This is a genomic window from Brevundimonas sp. LM2 (genome assembly GCF_002002865.1).
GTDB lineage: Bacteria > Pseudomonadota > Alphaproteobacteria > Caulobacterales > Caulobacteraceae > Brevundimonas.
Window position 1 is genome coordinate 875,010 of the sequence record NZ_CP019508.1, and the last position, 13,770, is coordinate 888,779.

The 13,770-nt window shown below is 70.4% G+C and carries 13 protein-coding genes; 12 read left to right on the plus strand and 1 reads right to left on the minus strand.

Annotated elements, in window-relative coordinates:
- Window positions 1-121: 121 nt before the first annotated feature.
- From tolQ to folP, 10 genes are all read left to right on the plus strand, one after another.
- Window positions 122-907 (plus strand): protein TolQ, encoded by a 786-nt coding sequence (gene tolQ, locus BZG35_RS04355; protein WP_077354539.1) that lies wholly within the window; start codon window positions 122-124, stop codon window positions 905-907.
- Between the two features lies 1 nt (window position 908).
- Entirely contained in the window at window positions 909-1,361 is a 453-nt protein-coding gene (locus tag BZG35_RS04360) for an ExbD/TolR family protein (RefSeq protein WP_077354540.1), read from the plus strand.
- A gap of 2 nt (window positions 1,362-1,363) precedes the next feature.
- Window positions 1,364-2,239: a hypothetical protein gene (locus BZG35_RS18105; protein WP_216351881.1), complete on the plus strand. Its 876-nt coding sequence runs from the start codon at window positions 1,364-1,366 to the stop codon at window positions 2,237-2,239.
- A gap of 175 nt (window positions 2,240-2,414) precedes the next feature.
- Window positions 2,415-3,815, plus strand: coding sequence for a Tol-Pal system beta propeller repeat protein TolB (gene tolB / locus BZG35_RS04370; protein ID WP_077354541.1), 1,401 nt, complete (start codon window positions 2,415-2,417; stop codon window positions 3,813-3,815).
- 79 nt (window positions 3,816-3,894) lie between these two features.
- Entirely contained in the window at window positions 3,895-4,449 is a 555-nt protein-coding gene (gene pal / locus BZG35_RS04375; protein WP_077354542.1) for a peptidoglycan-associated lipoprotein Pal, read from the plus strand.
- Window positions 4,450-4,700: 251 nt separating this feature from the next.
- Entirely contained in the window at window positions 4,701-5,807 is a 1,107-nt protein-coding gene (locus BZG35_RS04380; RefSeq protein WP_077354543.1) for a DUF3667 domain-containing protein, read from the plus strand.
- A gap of 45 nt (window positions 5,808-5,852) precedes the next feature.
- Window positions 5,853-6,701 carry a tol-pal system YbgF family protein gene (locus tag BZG35_RS04385; protein WP_077354544.1) on the plus strand — a complete coding sequence of 283 codons (849 nt, stop codon included), beginning with the start codon at window positions 5,853-5,855 and terminating at the stop codon, window positions 6,699-6,701.
- 44 nt (window positions 6,702-6,745) lie between these two features.
- Window positions 6,746-8,032: a tRNA lysidine(34) synthetase TilS gene (gene tilS, locus BZG35_RS04390; RefSeq protein ID WP_216351882.1), complete on the plus strand. Its 1,287-nt coding sequence runs from the start codon at window positions 6,746-6,748 to the stop codon at window positions 8,030-8,032.
- A 57-nt stretch (window positions 8,033-8,089) separates the two neighbouring features.
- Window positions 8,090-10,033 (plus strand): ATP-dependent zinc metalloprotease FtsH, encoded by a 1,944-nt coding sequence (gene ftsH, locus BZG35_RS04395; RefSeq protein WP_077354546.1) that lies wholly within the window; start codon window positions 8,090-8,092, stop codon window positions 10,031-10,033.
- 177 nt (window positions 10,034-10,210) lie between these two features.
- Window positions 10,211-11,026: a dihydropteroate synthase gene (gene folP / locus BZG35_RS04400; RefSeq protein WP_216351883.1), complete on the plus strand. Its 816-nt coding sequence runs from the start codon at window positions 10,211-10,213 to the stop codon at window positions 11,024-11,026.
- On the opposite strand, the gene BZG35_RS04405 is transcribed toward folP, so the two are convergent.
- The gene (locus BZG35_RS04405) at window positions 10,983-12,227 is read right to left on the minus strand and encodes an NAD(P)/FAD-dependent oxidoreductase (protein WP_253189266.1); all 1,245 of its coding nucleotides are present in this window, start codon (window positions 12,225-12,227) and stop codon (window positions 10,983-10,985) included. The genes folP and BZG35_RS04405 overlap by 44 nt on opposite strands.
- Window positions 12,228-12,336: 109 nt before the next feature.
- On the opposite strand from BZG35_RS04405, the gene thiD reads away from it, so the two are divergent.
- Both thiD and BZG35_RS04415 read left to right on the plus strand, forming a co-directional pair.
- On the plus strand, window positions 12,337-13,152 hold the full coding sequence (gene thiD / locus BZG35_RS04410) for a bifunctional hydroxymethylpyrimidine kinase/phosphomethylpyrimidine kinase (RefSeq protein ID WP_077354549.1): 816 nt from the start codon (window positions 12,337-12,339) through the stop codon (window positions 13,150-13,152).
- Window positions 13,149-13,751 carry a nucleotidyltransferase family protein gene (locus BZG35_RS04415; protein ID WP_077354550.1) on the plus strand — a complete coding sequence of 201 codons (603 nt, stop codon included), beginning with the start codon at window positions 13,149-13,151 and terminating at the stop codon, window positions 13,749-13,751. Before thiD ends, BZG35_RS04415 begins: the two co-directional genes overlap by 4 nt.
- Window positions 13,752-13,770 lie beyond the last annotated feature (19 nt).

Consider the following 13,770-nt stretch of genomic DNA (forward strand, 5'->3'; position numbering starts at 1 on the left):
GTGGCGGTCGTCGGGATTGGGGGCTGGCAAACCGCCCCCGATCCGCTCACTGCCTTAGAACCGCCATCGCCCCTCGCTCGATAGGGCGAAAGACGCCCCAAGACGCCCAAGGGATTCCCGCATGACCGTCGCCGCCACCGTCGCCACCGAAGCCTCGATGATGAACCCGGTCACCCTGTTCATGACCGCCGACTGGATCGTGAAGAGCGTGATGATCGGCCTGGCCGTGGCCTCGGTCTGGTCCTGGACCATCATCATCGACAAGGCGTTTCGCTTCACCGCCCTGAACCGCGAGGCCAATGCCTTCGAGGACGCGATCGCCTCCGGCCGGTCGCTGGAGGATGTGGCGGCCCAGGCCGGGCCGCAGCCGACCCACGCCCTGCCGCGCATGCTGGTCGTCGCGCTCGGCGACTGGAAGGAGACGCGGCAGAAGGGGCCCATGACCGACAGCCAGGGCGGCCTGCTGGTCAGCCGCATCGACCGGGCGCTGGACTCCCTGATCGCCCGCGAGAGCCAGAGGATCGAGGAGGGGCTCGGCGTGCTGTCGGTGGTGGCCACGGCCTCGCCGTTCATCGGCCTGTTCGGCACGGTCTGGGGCATCATGAACGCCTTCGGGCGGATCGCGGCGGCGGGCAACACCAACCTGACCACCGTGGCCCCGGCCATCGCCGAGGCCCTGTTCGCCACGGCCATCGGCCTGGCGGCGGCGATCCCGGCCTATATCGCCTACAACAAGTTCTCGATCGACGCGGGCAAGTTCACCGGCCGCCTGGAGAGTTTCGCCGACGACCTGCAGGCCGCCGTGGCCCGGCGGCTGGGGTCGACGGCCCCGGCCTCCGTGACGCCGCCGCCGGCACCAGGCATCCCCGCGTCCGGCGGCGATCTGCTCACCCGCCGGAGCGTCTGAGATGGCCATGGGTGGTGGGGCCGGCGGCGGTCGCGGCCGGGGTCGTCGGCGCGCGCGCCGGCGGCCGTTGAGCGAGATCAACGTCACGCCGCTGGTGGACGTGATGCTGGTGCTGCTGATCATCTTCATGATCTCGGCCCCGCTGCTGACCGTCGGCGTGCCGGTCGAACTGCCCCAGACCGAGGCCAGCGCGGTCGAGACCGACCAGCCGCCGGTGACGGTGTCGATCGATCAGGACGGGGCGATCTTCGTGGCACGTGACGAGACCGCCTATGACGCCCTGATCGAACGGGTGACGGACGCGGCCGGCGCCACTGAAAAGGCCGAACTGTCGATCTTCGTGCGGGCCGACGGGCGGGCCCCCTATCAGGCGGTGGCGCGGGTGATGGCGCGGCTGTCGGCGGCGGGCTTCACCAAGCTGAACCTGATCACCGACACGGCCCCGGACGCCTGAGGATGGCCGCGCGTCCGTCACCGGCGATCCTGGGCGCGATCCTGCTGCACGCGGGCGTGGGGGCGCTGTTCCTGCTGCGCGGACCGGAGCCTGAGGAAGAGATCGTGCCGATGATCTCCTCGGTGCCCGTCTCGATCGTCTCGTCCGAGGTGATCGAGGCCGCCGCTCCCGACAATCCGTCCGAGGAGCTGGTGACCGAAGACGCCGCGACCGCCCCGGTGGAGGCTCCGCCCGAACCGACCCCGCCAGCCCCGACACCGCCGACCCCCAGCCCGCCGACCCCGCGTCCGACGCCGACACCCCCGACGCCGCGCCCGACGCCCGCCCCGACCCGTCCGGCTCCGCGCCCGACGCCGACACCGCCTCGGCCGACGCCGACCCCGACGCCGCCCCGGGCCACGCCGCCGGCCCCCGCGCGTCCGACTCCGGCGCGGCCGACGCCGACCCCCGCCCGGCCGGCGGCGACCCGCCCGACCCCGTCCCTGGATCTGGACTCCCTGGCCGGCCCGCGTCGTCCGGCCGCGACCCAGGGCACGCGGGCCCCGACCGGGCAGCAGGGCGCCGGCCGGGCGCCCCAGGCCACGGGGCCGCAGCTGACCGCCGTATTCAACCAGGTCTATCCGAACTGGACCCTGCCCTGCGACATTCCCGGCGCCAACGCCCTGCGGATCGAGATGGACGTGACCCTGTCCGCCGACGGCCGGATCACGGCCGGACCGACGCTGCGTAACGCACGGTCGGACAGCGTCTATCGCGCCGCCGCCGACGGGGCCCTGCGCGCCATTCGCCAGACGGCTCCGTTCGATGTACCGCAAGGGTTCCCGGGCGGCGCGTTCCGGCCGGTGTTCGTGACCGAACGGGCCTGCCGGAACCGCTAGGAGCGCGGACCTCCAGGTCCGCATTCTGCACTCCAGTCGACAAGAGCGGACCTGGAGGTCCGCGGTCCCCAGATCTTGCCGTCCGCAAAGTCGCCCCAATCGCCCGCAAGCTGGCGTTTGTCACACGGTCTGGCGATAAGGACCGGGACATGCCTGATTTCGCCTGGAGACTTCGATGCGTCTGAACCTGCTTCTCGGCACCGTGGCGGCCCTCGGCATCCTGGCGACGTCCCCGCAGGCGCAGACCCAGGGGCTGAACGGGCCCAGCCGCCAGCAAAGCCAGGCCCAACCCGCCCAGACCGGCGAGCCGATCGAGGTCGAGATCGACCAGGGCGTGCTACGCCCCTTCCAGATCGCGGTGGCCCCCTTCAGCGGCCAGAACGGCGCGTCCCTGACCGAGGTGCTGTCGGGCGACCTGCGGCGCTCAGGCTTCTTCGAGCCGATCAACCCCGGCAGCTTCATCGAGACCGGCCTGACCCTGGCCAATGCCCCGAACTTTCCGCAGTGGACCCAGATCGGGGCTCAGGCGGTGCTTTATGGTTCGGTCAGCCCGCGTCCGGACGGTCGCAACGACTTCGGCTTCCGGCTGTACGACCCGTACCGCCAGTGCCAGCTGGTCAGCTACAATTTCACCGCTACGCCCGAACAGTGGCGCCGGATCGCGCACAAGATCGCCGACGTCGTCTATGCCCGGATGACCGGCGAGACCGGGGTGTTCGACACTCGCATCATCTATGTCGCCGAAAGCGGGACCGAGCTGAACCGGCTTAGCCGCCTCGCGATCGTGGACCAGGACGGCTACAACCCCGTGTTCCTGACCGACGGGTCGGAGATCATCCTGACGCCGCGCTTCTCGTCCAACCCGGACGAGATCACCTATATGGCGCTGGGCAAGGACTACAGCCGGATCTACCTGTACAACCTGACCACCGGCCGGCGCGAAAGCCTGGGCGAGTTCGACGGCCAGGCCCTGGCGCCGCGCTATTCGCCGGACGGGACCAAGGTGGCCTTCTCGATCATTCAGGGCGGCAATACCGACGTCTATGTGATGAACCTGCGCACGCGTCAGCTGTCGCGCCTGACCAGCGATCCCGGCATCGACACCTCGCCGTCGTTCAGCCCCGATGCGTCGAGGATCGTGTTCAACTCGGACCGGACCGGGACGCCGCGCCTGTATGTGATGAACGCCGACGGCTCGAACCAGCGGCCCATCAGCCGCGGCGGCGGCAGCTATACGGCCCCGGCCTGGAGCCCGCGCGGCGACCTGATCGCCTTCACCAAGTCGGGCGGGGGCCAGTTCGGCATCGGCGTCATGGCCACCGACGGTTCGGGCGAGCGGATGCTGAGCCGCAGCTATTTCGAGGAGGGCCCGTCCTGGGCCCCCAACGGCCGCTATCTGATGTTCTCGCGCCAGACGCGGGGCGGGAACACCAATCTGTGGATGGTGGACCTGTCCGGCCGGGTCATCGCCCAGTCGGGCTATCAGGGCCGCGGGTCCGACCCGGCCTGGTCGCCCCTGCTGGACGACGCGCCGCAGAACCTGGGCACCGGCGGGGCCGACAGCTGCCCGACCTGACCCTTTGACAGCCCTCTCCTATGGACGCAGCCTTGTGGTAGGGTTGCGCCCGGCCCGAACAGACCCAGGAACCCGTAGAATGTCCCCGTCCTCCATCGCCAAGATCGCTCTCCTCGGCCTGGCCGCCCTGTCCATGGCCGCCTGCACCCCGCGCCGCCCGGTGACGGGCGCGACGGACGGCACCGGCGGGGCCGTGGCCAACAATCCGGTCTATCCCGGCCCCGGCAATGGCGGCATCGACGGCGGATCGACCGGCCCGGCGGCCGTCGGCTCGGCCCAGGACTTCGTCGTCAACGTCGGCGACCGGATCTATTTCGACCTCGACAGCTATTCCGTCAGCCCCGAGGCCTATCCGCGCCTCGACGCCCAGGCCGCCTGGCTGCAGCGCTATCCCCAGGTCCAGGTCCGGATCGAAGGCAATGCCGACGAGCGCGGCACCCGTGAGTACAACCTGGCCCTGGGCGCGCGCCGGGCCGAGTCGATCCGCAACTATCTGATCAACCGCGGCGTGCCGGCCGGGCGGATCGACACCATCAGCTTCGGCAAGGAGCGGCCGATCGCCGAGGGTTCCAGCGAGGACTCGTGGGCCCGCAACCGCAACGGCCACACGGCGATCGTGTCGGGCGCCAACTAAGTCAGGGGCGCGTTCTGTCTCTTCCCCGTCCGAAGGACGGGGAAGGGGACCGCCCGCCGCCTGGCGGGGGGTGGAGGGGTTCTTGACGCCCCATTGATCCTGCCAGTTTCAAGAGCCCCTCCGTCTGCTCGCAAGGGCTCGCATCCACCTCCCCATTCGCCAAGCGGCGAACGGGGAGGAGACTGCTTTCTCGACCTTGCCTCAATCCCACCCAGGCCTCAGATTGTGCGTCGCACGGTCTGGGGGACCCCATGGTGGATATCGAGGCGACCGGGGGGCTGGTCACCGGCGGCGTGATCGCGGGCGCGATCGAAAAGCCGAGCGGGCATGCGGGGGAGGCCCATGCCGGGACCTGCAGCGACTGCGGCCAGCCTGTCAGCGGGAATTTCTGCGCCCACTGCGGCCAGCCGACCCATGTGCACCGCTCGCTGCTGCATCTGGGCGAAGAACTTCTGCACGGCGTCATGCATTTCGACGCCCGCATCTGGCGCACCCTGCCGCTGCTGCTGCTGAACCCCGGCAAGCTGACGCGCGAGTGGATCCACGGCAAGCGGACCCGCTACGTCTCGCCCCTGGCCATCTTCCTGTTCACCGTCTTCCTGATGTTCTTCGCCCTCAGCTTCGGCGGGGTGGAACCAATCCAATCGCAGTCGCTGGATGAGCGGATCGCGGAGGCTCGGACCGCGGTGGTGGAATCGCGCGAAGCCTTGGCCACGGTCCAGGCCGAAACGCCGTCCGATACCCCCGGCAGGGCCGGTATCGTGGCGGGGGCCCAGGGGGCGGTGACGGGCGCCGAGGCGACGCTGCGCATGCTGGAAGAGGCCAAGACGGCCGCGCCTCGGGCCGACGGCCTGGCCCCCGGCAGCTGGCAGGCCAGCGTGGCCGACTCCGTTCACGACGGCCGGGTCACCATCGGGATCGGCGACAAGAAGATGAAGGAGAAGATCCTCCACAAGCTCGCGAACCCGGACTTCGCCCTCTACAAGATCCAGCAGACGGCCTACAAGTTCGCCTTCCTGCTGATCCCGCTGTCGATCCCGTTCGTGTGGCTGCTGTTCGCCTGGAAGCGGGGGTTCACCTGGTACGATCACGGCGTCTTCGTGCTGTATTCCCTGACCTTCATGGCCATCCTGACCATGGCCGTCGGGGTCTTCGGTCGGTGGGATGGATGGTTTCCGGACACCCTCGTCGGCCTGCTGATGCTGTCGGTGCCGGTGCACATGTTCGCCCAGTTGAAAGGCACCTATGGGCTGTCGATCTTCTCCGCGCTGTGGCGCACGGCCTTCCTGCTGCTGTTCTGCGTCTTCACGATCACCCTGTTTCTCGCAGCGATCATCCTGATGGGGCTGACGGGGTGAGCGTCGGCCTTGCGGCGGCCCCAAATCGGTGAAAGCTGTGGCGTCATGAAAAGCCTGCTCACGTTTCGGAACATCGCCCTCGCCACGGTCGCCTGCGGCCTAGTCGGCGGCGCGGTGGTCGCCCAGACCCAGCCCCTGCCGGCGGTGCAGTGGGACAATCGCCGGCTGGACACGCTGGACCGCAATGTCCGCCGCCTCGAGCGCGCCCTGACCCAGAGGAACAGCCAGGGCCAGCCCGTGCTGGTCGAGCCGGATCCCGAGGTCGTCGCCCTGCAGGACCGGGTCGGGCAGATGGATCGCCGGCTGGCCGACCTGGAGGCCACGGTGCTGCGGGTGAACGGCGACCTGGAGCGGATGACCTTCTCGCAGGACGAGGGCGACCGCGACAACGCCGCCCTGCGCACCCGGCTGGCCGATGCCGAGACGCGGGTCCAGGCCCTGGAGCGCGCGGCGACCGAGGCCCGGGCGGCGGAAGAAGCCGAGGCGGCGGGGCCGCGCTCGCCCACCGGCGACGCCGTGGCCGATCTGGCGGCGGCGAGGGCGCTGTCGGCCACCGACCCGGCGCGCGGGCGGGCGGCGCTGGAGGCGGTGACGGCCAACTGGCCGGACACGGCCCAGGGACGCGAGGCGCTTTGGCGGGTCGGCGACCTCATCCGCGCGGGTGGCGACCAGGCCGGGGCGGTGCAGCAATACGCCCAGGCCCTGCAGGGCTGGCCGACCCAGACCTGGGCCGGGGAGGTGACGCTGAAACTGGCGCGGGGGCTGGAGGCGACCAACCGCGATCCGCAGGCCTGCGCGGCGCTCGGTGAATACACCCGGCGCTATGCGGCGACCTCGACCCCGGCCCTTCGACAGATCGCGACGGACACGGGACGGGCGGCGAACTGCACCTGAGCGGCACCCTCGAGGGGCGGGTCTCGGCGCGCCTCGACGCGCGGGTGCAACGCGACGTCGATCATCCGGTCGCCCTGGCCCTGTCCGGAGGCGGGGACTCCATGGCCCTGCTGCTGATCGCGGCCGACTGGGCGCGGGACGCGGGGCGGCGACTGCTGGCGATCACCGTCGATCACGGACTAAGCCCGGAGGCGGCGGACTGGAGCCGGCGGTGTGCCCGTGCGGCTCGCGCGGTCGGGGCGGACTGGATCGAATGCCGTTGGGCGGGGGCGAAGCCGGCGACGGGTCTTCCCGCCGCCGCCCGCCGCGCGCGGCATGCCCTGATCGGAAATGCCGCCCGGCAGGCGGGGGCCAGGGTGGTGCTGTTCGCCCATACGGCGGACGATCTCGCCGAGAGCGACTGGATGCGGGCGCGCGGCTCGACCCTGGGGGGCCTGCGGGAATGGTCGCCGTCGCCCGCCTGGCCCGAAGGGCGCGGGCTGATGCTGCTGCGGCCCATGCTGGAGGAGCGGCGGGAGGCGTTGCGGGACTGGCTGCGGGCGCGGGGGCAGGACTGGGTCGAGGATCCGGCCAATGCGCGGTTCGAGCGCGGGCGGGCGCGGGCGGCATTGCACGCTCTCCCAGAGGGAGAGGGCTTGAGGCTCGCAGAGCCCAGCGATGCGCCAGCCGAAAGGGTGAGGGGTTACGATGCGAACCGGGAAGAGGATAACCCCTCACCCTTTCGCGCAAGTCCGATCGCTGACGCTCTCGGGCGCTCACGCCCTCTCCCGCTGGGAGAGGGATTCGAGGGGGTGGCCGCGGATCTGGCCGTGACGCTGCTGTGCGCGGCGGGGCATGACCGGCGGCCGCGGGGGGATCGGCTGGGCGCGCTCTCGGCGAGGGTCGCAGCGGGCGAGGCCTTCACGGCGACGCTGGCGGGGGCGCGGGTCGAGGCGTCGCGCGACCGGGTCATCGTCGGCCGCGAGGCGGGGGAATTCAAGCGCGTGCCCGTCCCGCCGCTGGTCCTTCAACCCGGCACGCCGGCGGTGTGGGACGGACGCTATGAGATCACCGCGCCGGAGGCCGGATGGACCGTCGTCGCCGCCCTCGGCCGGCTGAACCGTCTGTCGAAGGCCGATCGCGCGATCGCCGAGACGGTGCCGGCCTGGGGGCGGGGGGCCCTGCCGGTCCTGATCCGGGACGGTGTGGATGCGCCGGTTCTTGCATGGCGCGCGGCGGCGGTGCGCGCCCTGGCCCCGCGTCGGCTGCGTCTGGCGCTGGGCGAAACGACGCAGGAATGCGAGCTTCACGGAACGATCCATGGCGAAACGACACCGTCTGACCTATTTTGAATTCAACGACGTGAAACCCATGCCGGACGAGCGGCCGGCGACGAGGAAATCAGAGCGATGAACCTGCGCAATATGGCGATCTGGGGCGTGATCCTTTTGGGTCTTCTGGCCGTCTATGCCGCGGTCAGTCAGAACAACGGCATGGCCATGCCGGGCTCGCCCGCGACATCGACCACCCGTCCCGTGGCCATCACCTATTCCCAGCTGAACGACCAGGTCGCGGCCGGCGACGTCAAGTCGGTGATGATCTCCGGTGATCAGGTCACCGGCACCTATGCCAACGAGACACGATTCACCGCCGTGGTGCCGATCTCGGACACCCAGCTGGCGGCCCGTCTGGACGCCGCCGGGGTCGATGTCGGAGCCAAGACCGTGCGCCAGTCGGTGTGGATGAGCGCCCTTCTGGGCCTGCTGCCGATCCTGTTGCTGGTCGGGGTGTGGATCTTCTTCATGCGCCAGATGCAGGGCGGCGCGCGTGGGGCCATGGGCTTCGGCAAGTCCAAGGCCAAGCTGCTGACCGAGCACAAGGGCCGCAAGACCTTCGACGACGTCGCCGGCGTGGACGAGGCCAAGGAAGAGCTGCAGGAGGTCGTCGACTTCCTGAAGGACCCGGGCAAGTTCCAGCGCCTGGGCGGCAAGATCCCCAAGGGAGCCCTGCTGGTCGGCCCTCCCGGCACCGGCAAGACCCTGCTGGCCCGCGCCGTCGCGGGTGAGGCGGGCGTGCCCTTCTTCTCCATCTCCGGCTCGGACTTCGTCGAGATGTTCGTGGGCGTCGGCGCCAGCCGGGTGCGCGACATGTTCGAACAGGCCAAGAAGAACGCCCCCTGCATCATCTTCATCGATGAGATCGACGCCGTCGGTCGTCACCGCGGCGCCGGCCTGGGTGGCGGCAACGACGAGCGCGAGCAGACGCTGAACCAGCTGCTGGTCGAGATGGACGGGTTCGAGGCCAATGAAGGCATCATCCTGATCGCCGCCACCAACCGTCCCGACGTGCTGGACCCGGCCCTGCTGCGTCCCGGCCGCTTCGACCGTCAGGTCGTGGTGCCGAACCCCGACGTCAACGGCCGCGAGAAGATCCTGCGCGTCCACATGAAGGACGTGCCCCTGGCGTCGGACGTCATGGTCAAGACCATCGCGCGCGGCACGCCGGGCTTCTCCGGCGCCGACCTGGCCAATCTGGTCAACGAAGCGGCCCTGATGGCCGCGCGCAAGGATCGGCGCATGGTGACCCAGCGCGATTTCGAGGACGCCAAGGACAAGGTCATGATGGGCGCCGAGCGCAAATCCATGGCCATGAACGAGGAAGAGCGCCGCCTGACCGCCTATCACGAGGGTGGGCACGCCATCGTCGCCATGAACGTCAAGATGGCCGACCCGGTGCACAAGGCGACCATCGTCCCGCGCGGCCAGGCCCTGGGCATGGTCATGCAGCTGCCGGAAGGCGACCGCTATTCCATGAAGTACCAGCAGATGGTCGATCGCATCGCCATCATGGCCGGCGGCCGGGTGGCCGAGGAGATCATCTTCGGCAAGGAGAACATCACCTCGGGCGCCTCCTCCGACATCCAGCAGGCGACCAAGCTGGCCAAGCGGATGGTGACCCAGTGGGGCTTCTCCGACGTGCTCGGCACCGTGGCTTACGGCGAGAACGAGCAGGAGGTCTTCCTGGGCCACTCGGTCGCGCGCAGCCAGAACATCAGTGAAGAAACCGCCCGCACCATCGACGCCGAGGTCAAGCGGCTGGTCACCTCCGGCTGGGACGAGGCCCGCGAGATCCTGACCCGCAAGGCCGAGGATCTGGAAAAACTGGCCCAGGCCCTGCTGGAGTACGAGACCCTGTCGGGCGAGGAGATCAAGGACCTGCTGGAGAAGGGCGCGGCCCCGAACCGCGACGAGAACAACTTCCCCAACGCCGGGCCTTCGGTCTCGGTGCCGGTCACGCCGATCTCGGAAGGCGTCACGGTCGTCGCCTCGGGTCAGCATCCGACGGTCCACTAGGCCAACCCATCTCCCTCCCCCTTGGGGGAGGGTCGTCGGCGCGAAGCGACGACGGGGTGGGAGGGGCAAGGCTCCTCAGACTCCGTCGCCACGTCGCCTTGCCGCCCCCACCCGGTCGCTGCGCGACCACCCTCCCCCGAGGGGGAGGGAGAAGGCCTGTGCATGCGACCCAGGGTCATGGGCATATTGAACGTCACACCCGACAGCTTCTCGGACGGCGGGCTGCACGCCTCGGCCGAGAGCGGGCTGGCGCAGGCGATGCGGCTGATCGGGGACGGGGCCGACATCCTCGACATCGGGGGCGAGAGCACGCGGCCGGGGGCGGAACCCGTCTCGGCCGATGTCGAGATCGCGCGGACGATCCCCGTCATCGCCGCCGTCCATGCTCGCTGGCACGGACCGATCAGCATCGACACGATGAAGCCCGAGGCGGCGCGGGCCGCGATGGCCGCCGGCGCGACGATCTGGAACGACGTGACGGCCCTGACCTTCTCGCCCGACAGTCCGGCGGTGGCGGCCGATCTGCGGTGCGAGGTCGTGCTGATGCATATGCTGGGCGAGCCGCGCTCCATGCAGGTGGAGCCGCGCTATGACGACGTGGTGGCCGAGGTGAGCGCCTATCTGGTCGAACGGGCGCGGGTGGCGGAGGCGGCCGGGGTGGCCCGGCACCGGATCACGCTGGATCCGGGGGTCGGGTTCGGCAAGACGATCGAGCATAATCTGGCGCTGATCGCGGGGCTGGGCACCCTGGCGGACACCGGCTATCCGGTGCTGATGGGGGCCAGCCGCAAGCGCATGATCCGGAACATAGACCCGTCCGCGGTCGAGGCGGGCGACCGGCTGGGCGGCTCCCTGGCCATTTCCCTGGATGCGGCGCGCCGGGGGGCGGCGATCGTCCGCGTGCACGACGTGCGCGAGACGGTCCAGGCCCTGGCGGTTCAGGCGGCCATCACGGCAGCCGGGTCAGCAGTCGCGCCCCTCGACCCAGGGTGAACCAGGCCCAGGTCCAGTTCACATAGACGGCGACCCGGCTGCGGAAGTCGATCAGCAGCATCAGGTGGACCAGGGACCAGGCCAGCCACGCGACGAAACCCTTGATCTTCCACGGCCCCAGAAGGGCGACCGCGCGCGACCGTCCGATCACCGCCATCGTGCCCCAGTCGCGATAGCGGAAGGGGGCCGGATCGGGTCTCCCCTCCAGGCGAGCGCGGATCAGGCGGCCGACCCACTGGCCCTGCTGCTTGGCCACCGGGGCGAGCCCGGGCAAGGGCTTGCCCGCCTGGTGGTAGCTGGCCACGTCGCCGATCGCGTAGACATCCTCCAGCCCGGGCACGGCGCAGTGCGCGTCGACCACCACGGCGCCGTTGGGCGCGCTCAACGCGCCCAGCCAGGTCCCGACGGGCCGCGCCTGGACCCCCGCGCTCCACAGCACGGCCGCCGCTTCCACGGTCTCACCGCCCGCGCGCACCACCCCGTCGGAGATCGCCTCGACGGCGACCCCCGTCCGCACCTCGACCCCCAGTTCGCGCAGGGCGCTTTCGGCATAGGCGGACAGGTCTTCGGGGAAGGCGGACAGCACCCGCGGTCCGGCCTCGAACAGGATCACCCGCGCCCGGGTCGGATCGATGCGGCGGAACTCGTCACGCAGGGTCATGCGCGCCATCTCGGCGATGGTCCCGGCGGTTTCGACGCCCGTCGGGCCGGCACCGACGACCACGAATGTGGTCAGGCGTCGCGCCTGTTCGGGATCGTCCGCCCGTTCGGCTCGCTCGAACGCCGCCAAAAGCTTGCCACGAATGGTCAGGGCGTCGTCCAGCGACTTCAGGACCTCGGCATGATCGGCCCATTCCGGATGGCCGAAGAAGCTGTAGGCGGCACCGGTCGCCAGGATCAGCACGTCATAGGCCTGGTCCGGCCCGTGCTTCAGCCGCACGCTTTTGGTCCCTGGATCCACGCCGGTGACCTCGCCCATCAGCACCGTCACATTGGCCTGGCCCCGCAACAGGGTGCGCGCGGCCGTGGCGATGTCGGCCGGCGACAAGGCAGCCGTGGCGACCTGATACAGAAGGGGCTGGAACAGATGGTGATTGGTGCGGTCGATCAGCACCACATCGACATCCGCGCCTTTCAGCGCCCGGACGGCGGCCAGGCCGCCAAACCCTGCGCCCACGATCACCACGGTCTTGCGCGACAAGGCGGTCTCCTTCGGCTGTGCCGGGTGCCTATAGCGACCTATCGCGCGCGTGGCTTGCGCCGGCGTCCGCCATCTTGCCCCCCGTCCGGGTTTACGCCATTCCGGGCGCATGATCTCACCTCTTGGACGCGTCCTGATCATCGCCGGCTCGGACTCCAGCGGCGGGGCCGGGATCCAGGCCGACATCAAGGCCGTGACGGCGATGGGCGGCTATGCGGCCACGGCGATCACCGCGATCACGGTGCAGAACACCCTGGGCGTCCACGGCGTCCATCCCCTGCCGCTGGACCTGATCGAGGCCCAGGCGCGGGCCGTGCTGGACGACATCGGGGCCGATGCGATCAAGACCGGCATGCTGGGCTCGGTGGCGGTGGTCGAGCGGGTGGCGGCGATCCTGGACACCAGCGACGCCGCCGCCGTGGTCGATCCGGTCATGGTGGCGAAAGGGGGCGCGGCCCTGCTGGACGCGGACGCCGTCGAGGCCGTGCGGTCGCTGATGATCCCGCGCGCGGCCCTGCTGACCCCCAATGCGCCGGAGGCCGAGGCCTTGACCGGGATCGCCGTCGCCGACCTGGACGGCCAGCGTCGGGCGGGGGAGGCGCTGCTGGGGATGGGGGCCCGGGCGGTGCTGATGAAGGGCGGGCATGTGGCTGGGGAGACGGTCGTCGACCTGTTGATGACGCCGATGTCCGAGACCCTGCTGGAAGGGCCGCGGATCGAGACGACCTCGACCCACGGCACCGGCTGCACCTTAGCCAGCGCGATCGCGGCGGGGCTGGCGCTGGGCCGGCCGCTGGAGGTCGCGGTGGCGGAGGGCTGGGCCTATGTCGCCGAGGCGATCCGGCGCGCGCCGGGCCTGGGGCATGGCCATGGCCCGCTGGACCACGGCTGGCCGCTGCGCGACGCGGCCGAGCGGCGGCGATGAGCGGGCTGCAGGGCCGACTGGACGCGATCGTCCGCGCCGATGACGGCCTGATGCATGTCATGACCACGGTGCGCGCGCAGGGTCTGCCGGATTGGCGGATCTTTTCCGGCGCGGTCTATCAGTCGGTGTGGAACGCCTTGACGGGGCGGCCGGCGGGCTACGGGCGCAAGGATTTCGACCTGGGCTACTATGACCCGGACACCTCGTGGGACGCCGAGGACGTCGTGATCAAACGAGTCGCCGCCGCCTTCGACGAGCCCTTCGCCAGCACCGTCGAGGTCCGCAACCAGGCGCGGGTGCCGCTGTGGTTCCCAGCGCATTTCGGCGAACCCTATGCGCCGATCGCCTCGACCGACGAGGCCCTGGAGCGGTTCGTGGCCCCGGCCTTCGCGGTTGGCATACGGCTGGAGCCGGACGACACGATCAGCGTCGCGGCGCCTCTGGGGCTGCAGGACCTGTTCGGGATGATCCTGCGGCCCAATCCGAACCGGGGCGTGGCGAAGGATTGGGACCGGGTGGTCGAGCGGGCCCGGGCGCGCTGGCCGGAGCTGACCGTCATCGACGGCCCTGGAGTCACGGTGTTCGACGAAACGGTGTAGGGTCCCTGCGGAGCGACAG